The 17989-nt window shown below is 60.5% G+C and carries 16 protein-coding genes, 2 tRNA genes and 1 riboswitch; of the genes, 8 read left to right on the top strand and 10 right to left on the bottom strand.

From position 1 onward, the window contains the following. Positions 1–15: 15 nt before the first annotated feature. The 3 genes from EWR20_RS02800 to EWR20_RS02790 form a co-directional block, all read right to left on the bottom strand. A complete protein-coding gene (locus EWR20_RS02800) occupies positions 16–1899 on the bottom strand; it encodes a transketolase (RefSeq protein WP_129358784.1) in 1884 nt (627 codons plus the stop codon). 406 nt (positions 1900–2305) lie between these two features. Beyond that, entirely contained in the window at positions 2306–3019 is a 714-nt protein-coding gene (locus EWR20_RS02795) for a class F sortase (protein ID WP_238147530.1), read from the bottom strand. Between the two features lie 18 nt (positions 3020–3037). Beyond that, positions 3038–3841 carry a hypothetical protein gene (locus EWR20_RS02790; RefSeq protein WP_129358782.1) on the bottom strand — a complete coding sequence of 268 codons (804 nt, stop codon included), beginning with the start codon at positions 3839–3841 and terminating at the stop codon, positions 3038–3040. Positions 3842–4193: 352 nt separating this feature from the next. Between EWR20_RS02790 and EWR20_RS02785 the strand changes: the two genes are divergently transcribed. Together EWR20_RS02785 and EWR20_RS02780 are read left to right on the top strand one after the other, a co-directional pair. Further along, positions 4194–4811, top strand: coding sequence for a sigma-70 family RNA polymerase sigma factor (locus EWR20_RS02785; protein ID WP_238147529.1), 618 nt, complete (start codon positions 4194–4196; stop codon positions 4809–4811). After that, complete coding sequence (locus EWR20_RS02780) at positions 4805–5626, top strand: anti-sigma factor (protein WP_165000936.1); 822 nt, start codon at positions 4805–4807, stop codon at positions 5624–5626. Before EWR20_RS02785 ends, EWR20_RS02780 begins: the two co-directional genes overlap by 7 nt. Before the next feature lie 52 nt (positions 5627–5678). Here the strand turns inward: EWR20_RS02780 and EWR20_RS02775 are convergent, their stop codons facing one another. After that, positions 5679–7658 carry an FAD/NAD(P)-binding protein gene (locus EWR20_RS02775; RefSeq protein ID WP_129358778.1) on the bottom strand — a complete coding sequence of 660 codons (1980 nt, stop codon included), beginning with the start codon at positions 7656–7658 and terminating at the stop codon, positions 5679–5681. 123 nt (positions 7659–7781) lie between these two features. Here EWR20_RS02775 and EWR20_RS02770 point away from each other — a divergent pair. Beyond that, positions 7782–7873: transfer RNA gene (locus tag EWR20_RS02770), tRNA-Ser, on the top strand. Between the two features lie 343 nt (positions 7874–8216). Here the strand turns inward: EWR20_RS02770 and EWR20_RS02765 are convergent. From EWR20_RS02765 to upp, 6 genes are all read right to left on the bottom strand, one after another. Continuing rightward, the gene (locus EWR20_RS02765) at positions 8217–9257 is read right to left on the bottom strand and encodes a YdcF family protein (protein WP_129358775.1); all 1041 of its coding nucleotides are present in this window, start codon (positions 9255–9257) and stop codon (positions 8217–8219) included. Between the two features lie 377 nt (positions 9258–9634). Further along, complete coding sequence (locus EWR20_RS02760) at positions 9635–10009, bottom strand: DMT family transporter (protein ID WP_129358773.1); 375 nt, start codon at positions 10007–10009, stop codon at positions 9635–9637. Positions 10010–10011: 2 nt separating this feature from the next. After that, positions 10012–10326: a DMT family transporter gene (locus EWR20_RS02755; RefSeq protein ID WP_129358771.1), complete on the bottom strand. Its 315-nt coding sequence runs from the start codon at positions 10324–10326 to the stop codon at positions 10012–10014. Between the two features lie 14 nt (positions 10327–10340). Continuing rightward, a riboswitch (guanidine-III (ykkC-III) riboswitch) is annotated at positions 10341–10407 on the bottom strand. A gap of 9 nt (positions 10408–10416) precedes the next feature. Beyond that, positions 10417–10950, bottom strand: coding sequence for a SixA phosphatase family protein (locus EWR20_RS02750; protein WP_193553875.1), 534 nt, complete (start codon positions 10948–10950; stop codon positions 10417–10419). A gap of 118 nt (positions 10951–11068) precedes the next feature. Beyond that, positions 11069–11872, bottom strand: coding sequence for a winged helix-turn-helix domain-containing protein (locus tag EWR20_RS02745; protein ID WP_129358769.1), 804 nt, complete (start codon positions 11870–11872; stop codon positions 11069–11071). 650 nt (positions 11873–12522) lie between these two features. Then, positions 12523–13161: a uracil phosphoribosyltransferase gene (gene upp, locus EWR20_RS02740; RefSeq protein WP_129358767.1), complete on the bottom strand. Its 639-nt coding sequence runs from the start codon at positions 13159–13161 to the stop codon at positions 12523–12525. A 29-nt stretch (positions 13162–13190) separates the two neighbouring features. Between upp and tadA the strand changes: the two genes are divergently transcribed. The 5 genes from tadA (at position 13191) to EWR20_RS02715 (ending at position 17869) form a co-directional block, all read left to right on the top strand. Next, positions 13191–13661, top strand: coding sequence for a tRNA adenosine(34) deaminase TadA (gene tadA, locus EWR20_RS02735; protein WP_129358765.1), 471 nt, complete (start codon positions 13191–13193; stop codon positions 13659–13661). 234 nt (positions 13662–13895) lie between these two features. Next, a complete protein-coding gene (locus tag EWR20_RS02730; protein ID WP_129358763.1) occupies positions 13896–14594 on the top strand; it encodes an ABC transporter ATP-binding protein in 699 nt (232 codons plus the stop codon). Beyond that, positions 14591–17053, top strand: coding sequence for a YhgE/Pip domain-containing protein (locus tag EWR20_RS02725; protein WP_129358761.1), 2463 nt, complete (start codon positions 14591–14593; stop codon positions 17051–17053). The genes EWR20_RS02730 and EWR20_RS02725 overlap by 4 nt, the downstream gene beginning before the upstream one ends. Next, a complete protein-coding gene (locus EWR20_RS02720) occupies positions 17050–17718 on the top strand; it encodes a TetR/AcrR family transcriptional regulator (protein WP_238147528.1) in 669 nt (222 codons plus the stop codon). The genes EWR20_RS02725 and EWR20_RS02720 overlap by 4 nt, the downstream gene beginning before the upstream one ends. Before the next feature lie 63 nt (positions 17719–17781). Continuing rightward, positions 17782–17869, top strand: a tRNA-Ser gene (locus tag EWR20_RS02715). The last annotated feature ends 120 nt before the right edge of the window (positions 17870–17989 follow it).

The raw sequence follows: 17989 nt of genomic DNA, 5'->3' as shown, positions 1-17989 counted from the left end.
CACTTCAGAATCAGATCAGATTGTCGATGAACCTCCGTTGGCCACTTGTTGTTCTGCTGCCTCGACAATGTGCTGGGCATCGATTCCCGCCCAATCGAGCAGCTCGGCGCTGGTACCGGATCCCGGCATGCCTTCAACTGCGAGATGCGTGACTCGCAGAGGAGAGACCTGTCCGGCAAGCACGGAGACGACCGCCTCGCCGAGGCCACCTTCTGGATGGTGGTCTTCAGCGATCACGACATTCCCGCCCGCGGCGTTCACGGCTCCTCGGAGGGTCTCTGCGTCCAGGGGTTTGACCGAGTAGCAATCGACGACCCGTGCGGAAATTCCCTTCTCGCTCAAGGCGTCCGCCGCGGCGAGGCACTCGTGAAGAGTGACTCCGGCCCCGATGAGAGTTACCTCGTCATCGTCGCCGGCTCGCAATGTCTTTGCACCACCGATGGGGAACTTCTCCTCTTCGGAGTAGATCACGGGCAATGTACCGCGAGTTGCGCGCAGATAATTGATTCCCGAACGGTCCGCCATCTGCGCGGTCAGAGCGGCCGCGCTGACGGCGTCACTGGGGTAGACGACCGTGGAACCGTGCACGGACCGAAACATCGCGAGGTCTTCGACGCCCATTTGGGAAGGACCGTCCGGACCGATCTCGACCCCCGCGTGTGACCCTGCGATACGCAGATCCGCACCGGAGATCGCGGCCATACGGATGAAATCGAAAGCTCGGGTCAAGAATGCGGCGTAGGTCGATGCGTAGGCCTTGTAACCACGGACGTTCAGGCCGGTTGCGGCGGCGATGAGCTGTTGCTCGGCAATAAACATTTGGAAGTAACGCTCGGGGAAGGCTTCCCCGAAATCGTCGGTGTGAGTCGAGTTTCCGACCTCCGCGTCAAGAGCGACCACCCGAGGGCCACTGTGGCCGAGTGCCACGAGTGCGTCGCTGTACGCCTGACGGGTCGCGACTTCGTCACCGATTTCGTAGGACGGCAACTGGACCTGCGTCTCTTCGATTCGATGAGGTTCGCCGGTCTCTTCAGGGGCGAGACCGAGCACTCGGAGGTCACGTTCACCGCCCAGTTCGCTGATCGCTCGGTCCGCCGCGTCCTCGGGCAACGGCTTGCCGTGCCAATCGTCCTTGTCCTCGATTTCGGAGAATCCCTTGCCCTTGATCGTCTGGGCGAGAATCACGGTCGGGCGGCCGCCACCTATGCCGGCAGCGGCAAGAGCGTCGTCGATCGAATGCAGGTCGTGGCCGTCGATTTTCACCGCCGCAGCTCCGAAGGATTCGGCCCGGCGCATATAAGTCTCGATGTCCCACCCGTGTTCGGTGGGGCCCGTCTGGCCGAGCCTGTTGACGTCGACGACGACGACCAGGTTGTCCAGCTCGTAGTAGGAGGCCTTGTCGAGTGCTTCCCATATGGAGCCCTCCGCCATTTCGCTGTCCCCGCACAATACCCAGGTGGTGTAGGGGAGTTTGTCCAGGTATTTCCCCGCGAGGGCGATGCCGACGCCGTCAGGCAGTCCTTGTCCGAGCGAACCTGTTGCCACATCGATCCACGGCAACTCCGGCGTCGGGTGGCCCTGAAGCCGTTGCCCGAACTGCCTGTACCCGGTCACCATCTCATCATCGGATATCTGGCCTGCGGCCTTGAGAACCGAATAGACGAGGGGCGATGCGTGGCCCTTGGAATAGATCAGGTGATCGTTGTACGAGCTCTTCGGATTGTCCCAGTCGTAGCGCAGATGCCGGCTGATGAGAACGGCAAGAACGTCTGCCGCTGACATCGACGAGGTCGTATGGCCGGAGCCTGCTGCGGTGCTCGAACGGATGGAATCCACGCGTAGCTGCGCGGCGAGTTCGGCGATGTCGGAAAAGCTATCCCGTTGGACATTGGTGCTCATGAAATGCCTCCTCATGGGTGCAGTGTTGAGCAAGCTGTCTTTACAGCCATCGACCGTTGCGCTCTGTTCGCGGACACAAGGCCTACTCCCATAGTGTCACTTGGGTCACCGACCCGAAAGGGGCCCTCGAAGTTTGGGTCTTGCTGGAACGGGGCGGACGGCTCGCCGAGAAGATCCATACCGGCGTGCTGCACATGGATAAGCACTCGGTAACTCAGGGGGATTGCCCTCCGGAAGCCGCGGGCGGCCTGACTAGGAACGCGAGCGTACTGCCTGGGGTCTTCAGGGATTCGCGGAGGGGATCTGAAATGACTTAACCATCGAGACGTCAGCTGATCCAGGCAGAGCCAAGGGGGGGGGCTGCAGATACCGAACGCATCTGCGGTCTGCCTATCTCCTGCTCGACTTATTTTTGGCGGTCCAGACTCGCGTAGACCACGTAATTGTCGTCGAAGAGGCCGGAAGAGGCGTCGTAACCGTCGCAGGTGATCAGACGCAATTGGGCGTCATCCGTGTGGCCGTAGACTTCGGCGGTCGGGAATCGGTCCTTCGAATACGCCTTGCCCTTCTTGACCGTGAATCGGGCTTCGGAGCCGTCTTCCCGAGCCACTGTGACCTGGTCCCCTGATTTCAACGACCGAAGGTCCGCGAAGACCCCGTCTCCCCCATCCGTCGCGTTGACGTGACCGAGGAATACGGACGGGCCGCGCTCTCCTGGCGTCGGTGATTGGTCGTACCAGCCTGCCGGTGAACCAGGATCGCCCGGGGGCACCTCGAGTCGATGGTTCTTGTTCAGGCCGAGTCTGAGAGGCTTGGTATCGACCCCGATCGAGGGAATTCGCAGTGAGGTCGGGCGCGAAGATTTCAGGACCGCTCCCCCACCGCCTTGTGTCTCGGTCCTTGTCGGTTCCGGGGAAGTCGGGTCGCTGTGCGTTGGTTCCGGAGTAGATGCCGAGGACTCGTTGTTGGGTGACTGCGATGTCGTCGGCGTAGCGTCGGACGGCTCGGGCGTGGCTGTGCCTTGTCCCGGGTCTGGGGCACAGGCCGATACCAGCAGGACAGCGGCAGCCGCGGAGACCCTGAGGAATCCGCGGCCGCCAGCCAAGAAATCAGCCATCATGCTGTACCGCTTCCGGGCCTAGGCCCGCTGACGACGACGCAGGTACACGGCTCCGCCACCGACAGCGACCAATCCGGCAGCACCGGCACCTACAGTGATCACGGTCGAGGCGGGATCGGTCTTCTGCCCAACGCCGGTATCGGCACCACCATCGGGGACATCACCCATTTGCGAAGCGTTCAGGGTCCCGCAGGCAGCCGGCAGGGTCGCGGCCAAAGGCAACGAATCATCCAGCGGACTCATCTCCTGCTGAGCCGTCTGGCTCAGATTCGCCGGGTCCACACCGTGAACGACCATGACCGCGGTCCCGTCTTTCAGGGCCTGCTGGGTCGCATCATCGATGTCGATGCTCCGTTCGTAGGTGTAGGAGCTACCGCCGGGGAACCGGTCCACGGCCAGAGCAGAATCCGGGCTGGTATCGCCGGTCTCGGTCAGTGACGAGGCGATCATCCCGTAGGCGGGGTGGGCTTCCGGGGTGCTTACGGCGCCGTCACCGTTCTGGTCCAGTTCCGGGCCCGGGCAGGTCCCGGCGGCTCCGATGTGGATGTGCTGGGCGTGGGGGAAGGGGCCGTTCTGGAAGGTCTCGGCAGCGCCTTGGACGGTCATGCTCACGGTGGCTTTGTTTCCGTCGACTTTCACGCTCGCCTCACCGGTGGTCCCGGAGTTATTGAGGCTATCCAGGTGGGCCATGGTCGTCCACGATCCCTCGTCGGTGGTGGTTGATTCCTGGGTGTGGCCTTCGTGGGCGGTGGCCGGTGGGGCCGATAGGGCCAGGGCTGCTAGGGCCAGGGCGGGGATGGTTAGAAGTAGTGGCTGTCGCATGGGGTGCTCCTCAGTGATCGGTGCTCGCTGCGTCCCGCTGATTGCGGTACGTATGTGTGAGCTTCGACACCACAACCCGTGCGGATGGGTATTACCCTATTTTTTTCTGAGAATTCTCGGAGTCCCTGTCTTCGTGTACCTGACGCCGCTCAACCAGCAGTTTTCGGCCGGAATCTCCAAACCGATTTCGGCAACCACCCATCCAAGACCACCGTGGGAACGAAGAGAAGGTATATTTCGACAGTGCACCTGGGGAGATAACCTGTGGCATGGTCCGTGAGGTGGCCTGCCCGCAGGGGGCGAATGATGCCGCGGTACACAGGTGCAACGGCACGACAGTTAGCGAGATCATGTGAGTTCGACGTCAGATACCCCGGGGGATGCTGACGGAGCGCCGAGAAGAGTCGTGAACGATGCGGATGAAGCCTATCGGGCCGAAAAGCTCGCCCGTAGCGCCCAGGGCGATGAATCCGCTTTTGCTGACCTCTACGATGCCACCGTCTCGGTGGTCTATGGTGTCGTGATTCGATTGCTGCGCTCCAGTGACCTTGCCGCCGAGATCGTTCAAGAGGTTTATCTCATGGCATGGCAGCAAGCGGAGAAGTTCGACCCCGCTCGGGGAACGACCAAAGCATGGCTGTGCACCATGGCCCATCGTCGAGCCGTGGACAGAATCCGCTCCAGCACCCGCCGACGTGACCGCGAGGAGCATTATCAGGCCGATGAACAGGCCACTGCCTCCGAGGATCCGACCTGGGAAGGTGTGGAGTCGGGCTTGGACAGCGAAGACGTGCAGACGGGGCTTGCGCAGGTGAGCGAGGTTCAGAGACAGGCCTTGAATCTGGTGTACTTCCGAGGGTTGAGCCACCAGGAGGTGGCCGAGCATTTGAAAATCCCTCTGGGTACAGCGAAATCCAGAATCAGGGACGGATTGGTCAGTCTTCGGACGGTATTGGGGGAACAGTGGTAGATAACAGTGCAGAGGGGCGTGATCAGGGCGGCGACGTCCATTCGGACGCTGCACTTTATGCTGTTGACGCCCTCGAGGTAGAAGAAGCACGTGCTTTCGAAGCCCACTTGACCATTTGCTCTCGGTGTCAGGAAGAGGTCGACTCTTTCCGCGTGACCGCCGAAGGGCTTGCGGAAGCCGTGGCGGTAGAACCACCAGCAGAGCTGAAAACGCAGGTGCTCGGCGCTGTTCACCGCGAATCACGACGAGGCACTGATAGCGGGCGGGCACCGACGGGCCAGACCGCTGCCGAACCCGAGCCCGGTTCACAAGCCAGAGTGTTTCCGCTCGGGACGGCGAGGCCTCGCCGCAGCCGCTGGCTTCTTGCCGCGGCCGCAGTCATTCTGGTGCCTGGTCTGGCGTTGGGAGGTTGGAGCCTAGGTCATCAAGCCGGCCAGGACAGCCAGCAGGTGACCGCAGACCAACAGCATCAGCAACAACAGCAGCAACGCCAGGACGAACTACTGACCGCACCGGATGTGGCCGTCAAACACGTGAGTAAGGACGGGGCCTCCGCGACGGTGGTTACTTCCCGCGAACGAACCGCCGCAATGTTTGTCGGTTCGAATTTCACCGATCCAGGACACGGCAAGCAGTATCAGCTCTGGCTGATGAAAGATGGGGCTCCCGTCCCGGACACGACCTTCAACGGTGGCGACTCCAGCGTTTGGCTGACCGGCGATGTTCGCGACGCCGAAGCCGTGGCGGTGACGGTTGAACCTGAGGGAGGGTCTCAGACCCCGACCAGCGACGTGATGATGGCCGCCGAAATCTAGCGGAGCCTAACTGCTCCCACAAAACCTGGCCCAGGGCCGGTCACGGGTTTAGCTACCCCAGGACTGCCCTGGCGACCTCGTTGGAATCGGCAACGGTACTGGAACCGAATCTGAGCTCTGCGTCCGCCTCCGCCGCAATAGCAGTCCCCCATTGCGTCGAAGACAGTTGTAGCCCCAGAACGAAGATTCCGGCCTCGGTTTCGCCGGAAGCCCTGACGAGTCGGTGAGGCGATTCTGTGACCTCCAGGCCTTTCGAAGGCACCGGGGCCGGGGAATCGGCCAGGTGCATCTGCCACGGCCGTGCAAACCCGTCCTCGAAAAGACGCCCGAGCAAAGGTGACGTACTCACCCGAACGTCGTTGGCCGGTGCCAGGGCCTCGACGAGCCAATCAGCGTGGACCGGTTCGCCTCGCACCCAGGGGGATGATGCGATGAAACATCCTGCATTCTCGTCCGCGCCGAAAACAGGGTCCGGCCCCAGAAAACGTACGACGCCGGCCCGTGCCAACGCCGCCATCTGTTGGATTCTGAGCACTGGCGGACCGGAAGCAAGGCCCTCGACCAATCCACCGAATTTGCGTTCGAGTCCACGGATCCATGACTCATCAGAAATTCCATGATCCTGAACGGCGTATTTCACTATGGCGCGTGCCTGATTCATCGACCCAATAGCCATTTTGATAGGACTGTCTTCGCCCAAGAAGGAGGCGGCGACGTCGCGATCCAAGAAATGAACCACGGCCGCGGCATATTCCTCGTGAGAGTCGAAACTCTGGCCCTCGAACGGCCTCGAAAGGCGCTCCGGAGCCAAGATCAGATTCGGGGCAACCCGGTCCGTGACCAAGCGGTCCAGACGGCTCCACCATGAGCTATGTTCGGTGTCCGACAAGATCGCCTCGACTTGGGCGAGAAATTCGAATGGGTCGCCGTGAATCGCATCTGGCTCGGTACGGACAAGGGTTCGGTAGTAATTCCATTGGGCATCCCTCCGAATCAGCGGCCAGTAGTCGACCTCGAAGTCGATTTCCCTCCCTTCGGACTGCGCCCTTTGCTGGGTTCTGTCCACATAGTCTCTGGTGAAGAACTTGTTTTGCGTGGACCGCGGATAGTAGGAATCCAAAACGGCTTTGGCCCGGTAGGGAGTCCCACGGCGGGATCCGGCCCAGATCTTGGGCTCACGGCCGCTCGGTTGATATGTGAGGCGATGCGGGTGGTCCCCGTCGACCTCGAATGTTCCTCCGCGCCCTTCGGTCAGCTGAGCGAGCACGTCATGGAAGTTCAGCCCCATGCCACGAATCAGCACATCCTCCCCTTCCGGGAGAGCGGCCCACCGAACGTCCGCCGGAATCGCAGGCGGCCAATAGTGCAACCGCCTGCTCGCGGCGAATTCCATGAGGTCCTGCTGGTCATCACGCAATTTGGCATCGGTGTGCCCCAGTGCCAGAACGACGCAATGAGCTGACAAGACGACACCGTCGCCCAGTTCAACGAGATAAGGTCGTCCCGTATTTTGCTCCCCATATGCGATACGCACGGCCTCCTGGGGGTGATAGTTCAAGCTCATGGTTTTCGGCAATCCGGCCCGGAGGCGAGCAAAAATATCCGAAAGATAAGTGCCGTAGAGCTTCCGAGACGGGAATCCTTCGCGTGTCAGAGCATGGACCTCGGCCAGGTCTCCGTCGGAGAGGCCGATGAGCGGGAAAAAGGAATCGGCGGTGACCCGGGCTCGCCACTCTTCGAAGCTGAGGCCCCGCACCGCAGAAATGGGGCGAGGATAGGATCCGTCGGAAGGAGCGGACGTGACCGTGACGTCCGTGGGAACGACCGTCGGGAAAAATGACGGGGTGTTCATCAGAAAGAGTCTCGATTGGTCTGTGCGCCACACGTGCCCCGGCCCCGGAGGGAAGGGGTCCACCAGGTGGACCTCAACGTTCTTGTCGGAGCGGCTTGCCGCGTGAGCTGCCAGCCTCTCGACGGTCGACAGCCCTCGCGGACCAGCCCCAATTACCACGATGCGTTGCGTTCTTCCCATGCTTCCAAGAGTAGTGCTCCTATCCCGGAGACTCGGTTTTGACCATCACGTGCGTTTATCGGTACGCTGTTAAGGCTGTTCGACGGCGATATTCGTTTAACACGAATGAAGCCGTGTTCACCTGGAGACGTGCCAGAGCGGCCGAATGGACTTCACTGCTAATGAAGGGTCGGGGTTAAACTCGACCGGGGGTTCAAATCCCCCCGTCTCCGCCACGCACCCCCGGGGGTCCTTGGAACACCAAGGACCCCGGGGGTTTTCTTTGTCCCCAGGGCCTTTGACTCGACAACGAAAGGTCCCAAGTCTCTGGCGCTCTTTTTGGCCCGTTTCCCGAGCAACTGACATGCACTCGAGGGATGAGGCGAGGCTCATGGGCCACCAGAAGGTGTATCGATACCTCCAGGACAACCGTGAGGCCCGAAAACCAAGGCCGGTACTCGGATCATCTCGATACGCCGCACCCACGGAAACGCCACGGGAGGCCGTCCGGCTATGGACCGGACACACCATAATGATTCGGTGAAAGCCGTCGCGACAGAATCCCATTTTCGTCAATGATTACCGCTGCTGAAGCGATTCCCAGAGCGCCAATACGGTAACGACGACCAAGGGCAAGCAGGCAATACAATTGAGCCACCGATGCTGTTCAACAATTGCAACGAACTCGCGGATAAAAGCGCTCGGAATAAAATAACGAGCTGTCGGAGAGCCAACCACGGCGGCTTTAATTCCGGCCCGACGAGTCAAACTCGCGGCTCGCAAGACATGATAGTTATTGGTCACCACCACACAATCCTGCATCCGCCCCGCATTGGAAATGATCGATGTCGAAAACCGGATGTTCTCCCACGTGTTGCGCGACTTCTCCTCGGGGTACACATCAGCCGGATCAGCGCCGTGCTCAACCAGGTACTCAGCCATCGCTTGCCCCTCCGGCCGCGACTCGTCGCCGCCCTGCCCACCAGACGGCACTAAAATCGGGCGTGCATCTCGGTCTGCACCCAGACGATAGATCTCAAGCGCCCGATCCAGGCGGCTACGCAGCAACGGAGGAACGGCCCCATTGATCAGCCCTGAACCGAGCACAATGATTGCAGAAGGATACAGCTTTCGAGACATTCGACCATACACAACCGAGTAGACCGCAAAAGAGACAAAAGCAACACTGAAGTATGTAGCCAAAAGAGCGATTAAGACGCCCAGAGCAACGGCATAAATACTCAGAGGATAAGGGATCCGGCTCCACCCGAATAATACCCAGAGGAGTATGGGAAGACCCAGCAGGAGCAAACCTGCAAACAGCGAAAGCAGGTTGCCCAGTCGCCTTCCCTCGTATCTCAGCATAACGACGCCGTTTGCAATCAAGGCAATCGACAGAATCACTAAAGCAATCGGCGTCACGACAAACATCGCGACGACGACCGGCCACGCAACCGACTCGTTTCTCGCCAACAAGGTCAGCCCAAGCAGGAGGCAGACGCCAACCCCAATGGTCAGGAAAACCCCATTGCGTATCATCCGAGGGTCTCGACGCCGCCCCCATGCATAGAGGAGGAAGAAAAAACACGCCAGGGCAGAATGAGTCACTTCAATTTCCATGCACCAATTCTCACATGGTTCTCATTAGTGTATCGACCGCCGCCCCCAGGCCGTTACACAAATTGCATAAAACTATCGGCCGAGTCACCAGGAAACCGCCACGAGGAAATGAAGGGTTCACATTTGGGGGAGCAGCTTCTCCACGAAGTGATAGCCCCCTCGAAGCATAAGCCTCATCCCGAGCGTGATGCCCGCAGATTCCTGGGATGCCATGATTCAGGGGACGAGTGTTTCTTGATGCTCATTGCTTCGACGCGGCAACGACATGGCGACGCCGAATTCCGGTCCCGCTCTGGGTCGGAAGAATGAAAGCCCTTGGGCCGCGAAGAACGGCGACTCAAGGGCTTTCATCGCCGCTCGGACGTCATGCAACGAACTCAGCCGGAGACGTGGCTAATCGTCTCGTTGCTACCGGCGGATTGGTCCTTCGCCGGTCGGGACGGCATAAGCTTCAGGCCAACCGTGGCCCCGACGATCCCGACAATGCAGAGGATTTTGAGAGCAGAAACCGATTCGGCCCCGGTCAGCATGCCGTAGACCACGGTAAGGGCGGCACCGATTCCGGTCCAAATGGCGTACGCGGTGCTGATAGGGATGCTCTTGACGGCCCAGCCAAGACCGCCCATGCTTCCGATGAGGGCGATCACGAAGAGGATTGTTGCTGGGTAAGAGGTAAATCCGTGTGATTCTCCCAGGGCTGTTGCCCACACGGCTTCGAGCACCGCGCTGACAAGTAATATGATCCAGGCCATGTTTAGCTCGCCACCTTCAGCCCGACGAGGGAAATAATGAGCAGGCCGAGCAATGAGAGACGACCAAAAGTCGCTCGTTCCTGCCGGGTCACGAAACCCCAGATCAGGGTCAAGGTAGCGCCAATGCCGACCCAAACGGCGTAGGCCGTGCCCACGGGAATGGATTTCATGGCGAATGCGAGGCCTGCGAGGCTCACAACCATGGCGACAACAAAGAGAAGGGCCGGCTTCCAACGTCGCAACCCGTGCGATGCGGACAGCGCCGCAGCCCAAACCATCTCCAGCGCGCCGGAGACGATCAAAACGAACCATGCCACGACAGTTCTCCTCCTTCGAGTCAGTCTTGTCGTGGTGCGGGTACTGCTCCCTCGTCCGCAGGCCTGGGTGGAGACCTCACGTGGAAGATATCAACGTTCGATGAATGTGCGCAATATGGCGTCCGCCCCATCGAGCGCGGCCCACGGTTTCTGCGAGCTCAGCACAGCGAGGCCAGCGGGCGGAAAATTCGACGAGACGCCCATCATGGCTTCGTAGTCCGAGTCCCGGGAGGCCAAGGACAGTACCGCATCCTGCACAGCCGGATAATGAGCAATGACCAAGAGAGAGCGCACCGTATCCGGGGTCCGGCCGATGGCCGCGAGCAGCTCCTGAGTCGGCGCGTTGTATAAGCGATCCTCAAGGCTCGCCGTCGGTGCCTTGTCCCCCAGCTCGTCGCATATCCACGTGCACGTCTGACGCGTTCGCAACGCGGACGAAGTGATGATCATCTCGGGCACGACGCCGTTCTCGACCATCCACCGACCGACCCGCGGAGCATCGGCATGCCCGTTCGCTGTGAGCGGGCGATCGAAGTCGCTCGTTCCCCAGGGCATATCCGCCTCGGCATGACGCATGATCATCAGGGTCTTGGCTTGGGAATGGGGATCGATCAGCGAACTCATGGGGCAAGTCTACAAACTGGTGCACAGGATCGACGTCGACCTCGCTCGTGCACATGCCTGGGCGCAAAAAACCGGGCGGGGCCCAAAGGCCTCGCGCGGAATCACAATAACTGGATGGTCAGATGGAGTACTCCGGTGCGGCCCACACGACGACCTCGGGATGCTCGTAGAAGCGATAGCCCTGCCCACGAACCGTGCGGACCGTATTGGAGAGCCGCCCCAGCTTTGAACGCAGTCGCCTGATGTGAACGTCGATCGTGCGTTCGTTCGGAGTCTCGTCCGCATCACGCCACAAGGATTCGAGAAGCTCCTCGCGACCAGCTGTGCGGCTCGAGTTCTCGACCAAGTAGTTCAAGAGCTCGAATTCCTTGTACGTCAGGTTCAGCACCTCGCCGTCCAGGAAAACCTCCCGGCGGGACAAGTCAATGAGCACACCGGCGGGCTGACTCGGCTTGGTCTCCGCCGCGGGCACATGACCATTCTGCACCCCTTCAGCCTGGCTCTTGGGAGCGGTGGGGTCGCCCAACGCATCCCGAACCACATCGAGGTCGGAACCCTCAGCGCCCGCGGGGGCGATCGCGACGGCGGCATATGACTCGGCCTGCGGGACCAAGGTCTGCGCGTAAGCGCGGATATCCTGGACCATGCGGACCAGGGAGGTGCCGTTCTGGGCCGCTACGTCTTCATTGAGTCCGACGTACAGCACGAACCCACGAGCCTCGTTGTCGGCCGTCACGGGTCGGATGGATGTGCCGTTTTCGGCCTCGTGGCTCGGCACGGAGGGGTTCATCGCACGCAAGGACCGGTAGTCAGTAGGTTCGCCGATGGCTCCGCGGCCGGTCATACCTCCGGGCCGCATCGGAGTAGCGCCGTTCGCACGATTGCGCTGGGAAATGTGCACGTATCCGGGTGCGCCTGACATTAGATCGCCGTCCTTCTACAATTCGGACCTCGCACGGCATGAGCCGTTGGAATGATTGATGACGGTCGCGGTGATGCCCACGACCTACGGACCGACACCGACCGAAGAGACCCGAGCGGATTTCCCCAATGGAGTGATCAGACCTTTGACTCCATGCTCCACCCGTTCTCAACTTCCCGCAAGTAACAATCGGTTGAACCGTCCGAACTGTGAGACAATATGTCTCAAATATGCATTGCAACGTTCGAGTTATGCATACTGCATTTTGCTTCCCATCACGATGTGACCCCCTTGGTCGTCGCAGGATAACCCGCAAACCTGGGCAGACATGAGTCCCCAGAAGCTGGAATTCACGAAAAATATGAATTGTCAAGGGCTCGGTTGCGCATATTTTTCTCGCCCCGCATCTTCCCCAGGTTTTGCCCAGGAACAAGCGGATTTGTCTTGACAAAACTGGCGAGTACGCAACTCGCCTCTTCGGTATGTCGCCCACTCGCCGCGCGAGACGGTTTCATGATGCGAACCTCCGCACGTGCATCCACACACAGCCAGCTCCTCCGGAGCCAACACCACGGACCGCACTTGAGGGAGGTGAACTTTACCGGGAAAGTTATGGCGCGTGGTATTTGTCACAGGGGCCGATTCGGCCCTCAGTCAACGACGCCATACAGCCGGTCCCCGGCATCACCCAACCCCGGCACGATGTACGACTTCTCGTTCAGTCGCTCATCCTGCGCGGCCAGGAACAGATCGATATTGTCCAACTCCCCAACGCCCTCGCCCAAGGCTTCAATACCCTCGGGCGCAGCCAGGATACAGAGACACGTAATGTGATCGGCTCCCCGCTCGCGCAAGAATTTGATGGACTCGATCAAAGTTCCACCGGTCGCGAGCATCGGGTCGAGAACATAAACCTGGCGTCCCGTGAGGTCATCCGGCAGGCGCTCGGCGTAGGTCACAATATCTAGAGTCTCCTCGTGGCGAGCCATACCGAGAAAGCCGACTTCCGCCGTCGGGATCAATCGCGTCATTCCGTCCAGCATTCCCAAGCCGGCGCGGAGAATGGGGACGACGAGGGGTCGCGGTCGTGAAATAACGACACCCTGCGCTTCGGAGACTGGAGTCTGAACCGTTTTGGGCTCCACGCGAATATTGCGCGTGGCCTCGTACGCCAGAAGAGTGACGAGTTCATCGACCAGCTGACGGAACTGCGGGGACGAGGTTTCTCGGTCCCTCAATACGGTGATCTTATGGCTGACCAAGGGGTGGTCCAGAATCTTGACTCGCATGGGTCCAAACTACAGCAGACAATGGATGCATGAAGCACTTTTCGAATCTCCACAACGCGTGGATGGGGCTCGCACTGGCCGAAGCGAGGGCGACTCGCACCAGCGGCGATGTACCCATAGGTGCCGTGGTCATGGATTCCGCAGGAAACGTCGTGGGCAGGGGCCGAAATCGACGTGAGGCCGACGCCGACCCCGTCGCTCATGCGGAAGTGCTCGCCATCCGCGAGGCAGCGGCCCAGGCGGGACGATGGCGCCTGGACGACTGCACGCTCGTCGTCACGTTGGAACCATGTCCGATGTGCGCAGGCGCGATTCTCCTCTCCCGGATCCCCCGGCTGGTCATGGGCGCTTGGGACGACAAAGCCGGGGCCGTCGGGTCCGTCTTCGACATTCTCCGCGAGCGCCGACTCAACCACTGGGTCGAGGTCTTTCCAGACGTCAGGGCCGAGGAATGTGCCCAGGTCCTGCAAGATTTCTTCTCGGAAAAGCGCCTCCCCTAAGACCTCTGGCAACGCCTCGGCAACCGGAGCACCCCAAGTGCATAGGGTCACTTTATTTTAAGGCGTTTTCACTAGAACTGACCGGTCAGTACAACTAGCATGGGAAACGTCAACACGTAGCCCTCCACCCGCCGACCGACGACCAAGTGCGACGACCAAGTGTCCAAGCCCTGTGAGGCTGGCTTCTCATGGGGCTATCCGCATCACCATCGCACCACACGAGGAGTTACACCCGTGCTCGAAGTCGAGGCCATTCAGGCAAAGGGTCGCCACGCTCCATTGGTGGAACCGACCTCATTCACCGTGGAAATCGGAGAATTGATCCTGGTTCAGGCGAACAGCCAGTTGCAGCGCTCCGCATTGTCCCTGGCGCTCACAGGGCGAATGCGCCCAGATGCGGGGAGTGTCTCTTGGGACGGAAGCGACTCCCGAAAAACGCTCCGCCGCAGTTCCTCGTTGATCGACTCCCCGGCCATCAACGAGATGGAAAATCATATGCGCGTGCGCGACTATGTGGCCGAAATGCTTTCCTACATGCCCCATAAGTTGCTCCATCGCCCAAACGCGGCACGTTGGCTCCACGAGAATGACCTCGAGGACCTGGACAACCTATGGGAGGAGCAGCTGACCGGCGATCAGAGAATCAGGCTCATGGTCGCCTTGGCGCGTCATGACCAACAGGCCGATCTTCTCGTGTTCGACACCCCGTCTCGCCACGCCAACCATTCGTACACGTGGCTTCCCAGTCTTCACCGGTTGGCCCGGGACGAGAACCACCGGCGGGCCGTCGTCGCGGTAGTGCCGCACATCAGCGACTCATGGCACGGACTTCGTGCAACGCTCGGCGAGACCACGAGCGAACCGTACATCCCGTCGGGACTGAGCCTTGATGAACTCTTCACCCCACAGATCTCCCAGGAGGAGCACGCGTGACTTCCCTTCGCCTCGCACTCACTGAGCTCAAGCGCATGACCGGAGGGGTCTTCCCCAAGTTGGTCATGGTTGCGCTCGCATGCATCCCGCTGCTCTATGGCGGCATTTACCTGTACTCCAACTGGGACCCGTACGGAAAGGTTGACCACGTCAGCGGCGCCATCGCCATGGAAGACTCCGGAGCCCAGGGGCCGGACGGCGCGTCGGTCAACACCGGCCAGTCCGTCGCGGACAAGCTCCATGACTCCAAGGACTTCGACTGGCACGACGTTTCCTCTCGAGACGAAGCCGTCAAGCAGGTCGAGAAAGGCGACACCGACTTCGCGATCGTGATCCCGAAGGACTTCTCGCAACGCCTCCTGTCGACCTCCGAGTTCAAGCCCAGCGCGGACGGAACCCCGGGGAAAGTGGACCCTGAGAAAGCCGGCCTCGAGTTCGTCACCAATGACGCAAACAACTATCTGCTGACCAATATTGTGACCAAGGCCGGCACCACGATTCGCGACCAGGTAGCTCAGGAAGTCGGCGACGAGACCGCCCAACAGATGCTGGCGAGCTTCACTGATATCCATGGTCAGCTTTCCGACGCGACCGACGGTTCGAAGAAACTTTCCGACGGAGCGGTGAATCTTTCTTCGGCGGTCGATCAGCTCAAGGAGGGCACCTCGTCGCTTGCCAATGGCGCAGTGCAGCTCAATGACGGCTCGCATTCCCTGCTCGACGGCGAGAACCAACTGGTCGACGGCAATGCTCAGGCCGTCGACGGAGCCAAGCAGCTCGACAGCGGCGCCCAACAGCTCAACGGGGGCGCAACGACTCTGGCGGACGGCACGTCCCAGTTGGCCGATGGTTCCTCGCAGCTCAAGGACGGAACGTCGTCGCTTTCTTCCGGCTCATCCCAGCTTGCCGAGGGCACGTCCAAGCTCTCGGACGGCGCCGGCCAACTCTCACAAGGTGTCACGACACTCAACCAGAAGGTTCAGCAGTCCGGAGTCAACGACATCGGGAACGACCTGACCGCGATGTGCAAGGACCTCTCCGAAGTCAACACCTCCGATCCTTCCGGCCGCCTTGGTGAGGACGTATCCAATTCCGTGGTCTCAGAGGTCGGCGCGGCCACCTCGGAACAGGTCCAGCAACTCGTTGACCAGGGTGTGCTGGATCAGGATCAGGCGAAAAAGGTCGTGGATTCGGTCTCCGGTGAGCAGACCAAGTCGCGTGTTTCCAAGGCGACGACCGACCAGCTCAACTCGGTGGAGAACACCGACGCAGGTGCCTCACTGCAGAAACTGCGCGATTCAAGTTGCGCCTCGGACGGATCTTCATTGGTGGCCGGGAAGATTTCCGAGCTCACCACAGGAATCTCGCAGTTGAATGACGGGGCTTCCGGAGTCGCGAACGGTGCGAAGAGCGCCAATGATGCCGCGCAGAAATTGGCTGGTGGCGCGTCGACCCTGGACCAGAAGACCGGTGAACTCGCTTCAGGGGCTTCCCAAGTCAACGACGGGGCACAACAGCTCAAGGACGGAACGGGCACGCTCGCCGGCTCGACCGGAACTTTGGTCGGCGGCTCGCAACAGCTGTACGACAACCAGGTCAAAGCCCGTGACGGAGCCCAGCAGCTTGCCGACGGCACCAGTGAGGCAGTGAATGGATCAACCCAGCTCGACGACGGTGCCGGGCAACTCCAGAACGGCTCGTCAGAGTTGTCCAAAGGTTCCCAAGATCTGACGAATGGCCTCAAAAACGGTACCGATCAGGTCCCCAACCTGAACAAGGACGAACAGTCCTCCCTGGCTTCGGTCATGTCCGATCCGGTCTCCGATGATCACAGCTCCTTGGCCAGCGCCCGCAACTACGGTGAAGGTATGGGACCGTTCTTCATCGTGCTGGCCCTGTGGATCGGCATCCTGATGGCCGGTCAGTTCCTCCGAGCCAATAACGACCGGGCTTTGGCCTCCAATACCTCGAGTTTCAGGGTCGCCCTCGGTTCCTGGGTTCCGTTCGCGGTGGTTGGCCTGGCCCAAACGGTGGTTCTGTTCGCCGTCGTGAAGTTCGGTCTCGGCTTCCAGATGGAACACCCTTGGCTCGTATTCTGGTTCCTGTTGCTCACCTCGACTGCCTTCAGCGCGTTGGGACAGGGGCTGATCTCACTGCTCGGCGCTCCGGGCAAGCTTTTGGTTCTGATTCTCTTGATCGTGCAACTGGTCACTTCCGGAGGCATGATGCCGTACGAGACCCTGCCCGAGTCCTTGAAATGGTTGCACCACGGATTGCCGATGGGTTACGCGATCACTGGGGTCCGCCGCCTCGCCTACGGGGTCAATGAAGGCTCTGTTCCCTCCTTGGTGTTGATCCTCGTGGTCTATTTGGTGGTCGGCTTGCTCATCGGACTCCTCGGATCGGTCAAGGACCGCACATGGACCCTCAAGAAGCTGAACCCGGAGGTAGAACTGTGACGAACGTTGAGAGCCAGAACCTCGGAGAGAATCCGGGGCCGATCAGACGTCGCCCGGGCCGTACCAACCGAACCCAGCTCAAGCTCTTCGAAGCAGCGATGGTGATCATGAGCGAAAAGGGTCCCACCGCGACGACGGTCGAGGAGGTCGCCGCAAAGGCCGGGGTATCGAAAGGGACCGTGTACTACAACTTCGGTTCCAAGAAGTCGATGGTCGACGGTTTGTTGCGGTACGGCGTCAAGTTGGTCCTGGAGACCATCGAGGACGCAGGCGAAGGAATCGCCGATCCCCGGGACCGGATCGCTCGAGGAGTCATCGCTTCGCTGCGCTTCTTGGAGGGACAACCCGGCTTCGCGCGCCTCGCCGTCGCGGAGATGTGGCGGCCTCATGGGGGAACATCGGAAGTCCTGGCGGAACAGCGCTCTGTGATCATCGACCGGGTCACGGATCTGGTGGACGACCTGGACGAGAGCTACGAGACCGCGGAACATCCAGATAGTCGGTCGATTGCCGTAGCCCTCTTCGGTTCAACCTTCATGCTGGCCATGGACCGGGAGATGAATCTGTCGGTGCGGACCACCCAGGACGCAGCCCGTGCGGCGCTGAAGATCGTCGACGGATATATCGTCGGGCGAAGGTCGGACGTGACGAAGACGATACCGTGATGCCCGATGGCACGGCCCCTCAAGTTGAGTCGGCATCGATGAGCCGGTAAAGTGACCGAAGTTGGTGACGTGTCCGAGCGGCCGAAGGTGCGACACTCGAAATGTCGTGTACGGTAACCCCGTACCGAGGGTTCAAATCCCTCCGTCACCGCTCAGTAAGAAGCCCTCACATCCTTGTGTTTACCGCAGGATGTGAGGGCTTCTTGAGTTCTCCGGCAGGTCGCCTGCTTCGGGCCGAAACGTGCATCGGGCTGGTCCTGCTATCCAGAAA

This window comes from Rothia uropygioeca (assembly GCF_004136585.1).
GTDB lineage: Bacteria > Actinomycetota > Actinomycetes > Actinomycetales > Micrococcaceae > Rothia.
The sequence above is the reverse complement of the archived record's forward strand: the minus strand, read 5'-3'. Positions and strand labels throughout refer to the sequence as shown.

What these genes read in the sequence shown, in the direction of transcription:
- EWR20_RS02800 (WP_129358784.1), bottom strand. Translation starts at nt 1,899, where the DNA reads ATGAGCACCAATGTCCAACGGGATAGCTTTTCCGACATCGCCGAACTC.
- EWR20_RS02795 (WP_238147530.1), bottom strand. Translation starts at nt 3,019, where the DNA reads ATGATGGCTGATTTCTTGGCTGGCGGCCGCGGATTCCTCAGGGTCTCC.
- EWR20_RS02790 (WP_129358782.1), bottom strand. Translation starts at nt 3,841, where the DNA reads ATGCGACAGCCACTACTTCTAACCATCCCCGCCCTGGCCCTAGCAGCC.
- EWR20_RS02775 (WP_129358778.1), bottom strand. Translation starts at nt 7,658, where the DNA reads ATGGGAAGAACGCAACGCATCGTGGTAATTGGGGCTGGTCCGCGAGGG.
- EWR20_RS02765 (WP_129358775.1), bottom strand. Translation starts at nt 9,257, where the DNA reads ATGGAAATTGAAGTGACTCATTCTGCCCTGGCGTGTTTTTTCTTCCTC.
- EWR20_RS02760 (WP_129358773.1), bottom strand. Translation starts at nt 10,009, where the DNA reads ATGGCCTGGATCATATTACTTGTCAGCGCGGTGCTCGAAGCCGTGTGG.
- EWR20_RS02750 (WP_193553875.1), bottom strand. Translation starts at nt 10,950, where the DNA reads ATGAGTTCGCTGATCGATCCCCATTCCCAAGCCAAGACCCTGATGATC.
- EWR20_RS02745 (WP_129358769.1), bottom strand. Translation starts at nt 11,872, where the DNA reads ATGTCAGGCGCACCCGGATACGTGCACATTTCCCAGCGCAATCGTGCG.
- upp (WP_129358767.1), bottom strand. Translation starts at nt 13,161, where the DNA reads ATGCGAGTCAAGATTCTGGACCACCCCTTGGTCAGCCATAAGATCACC.
- tadA (WP_129358765.1), top strand. Translation starts at nt 13,191, where the DNA reads ATGAAGCACTTTTCGAATCTCCACAACGCGTGGATGGGGCTCGCACTG.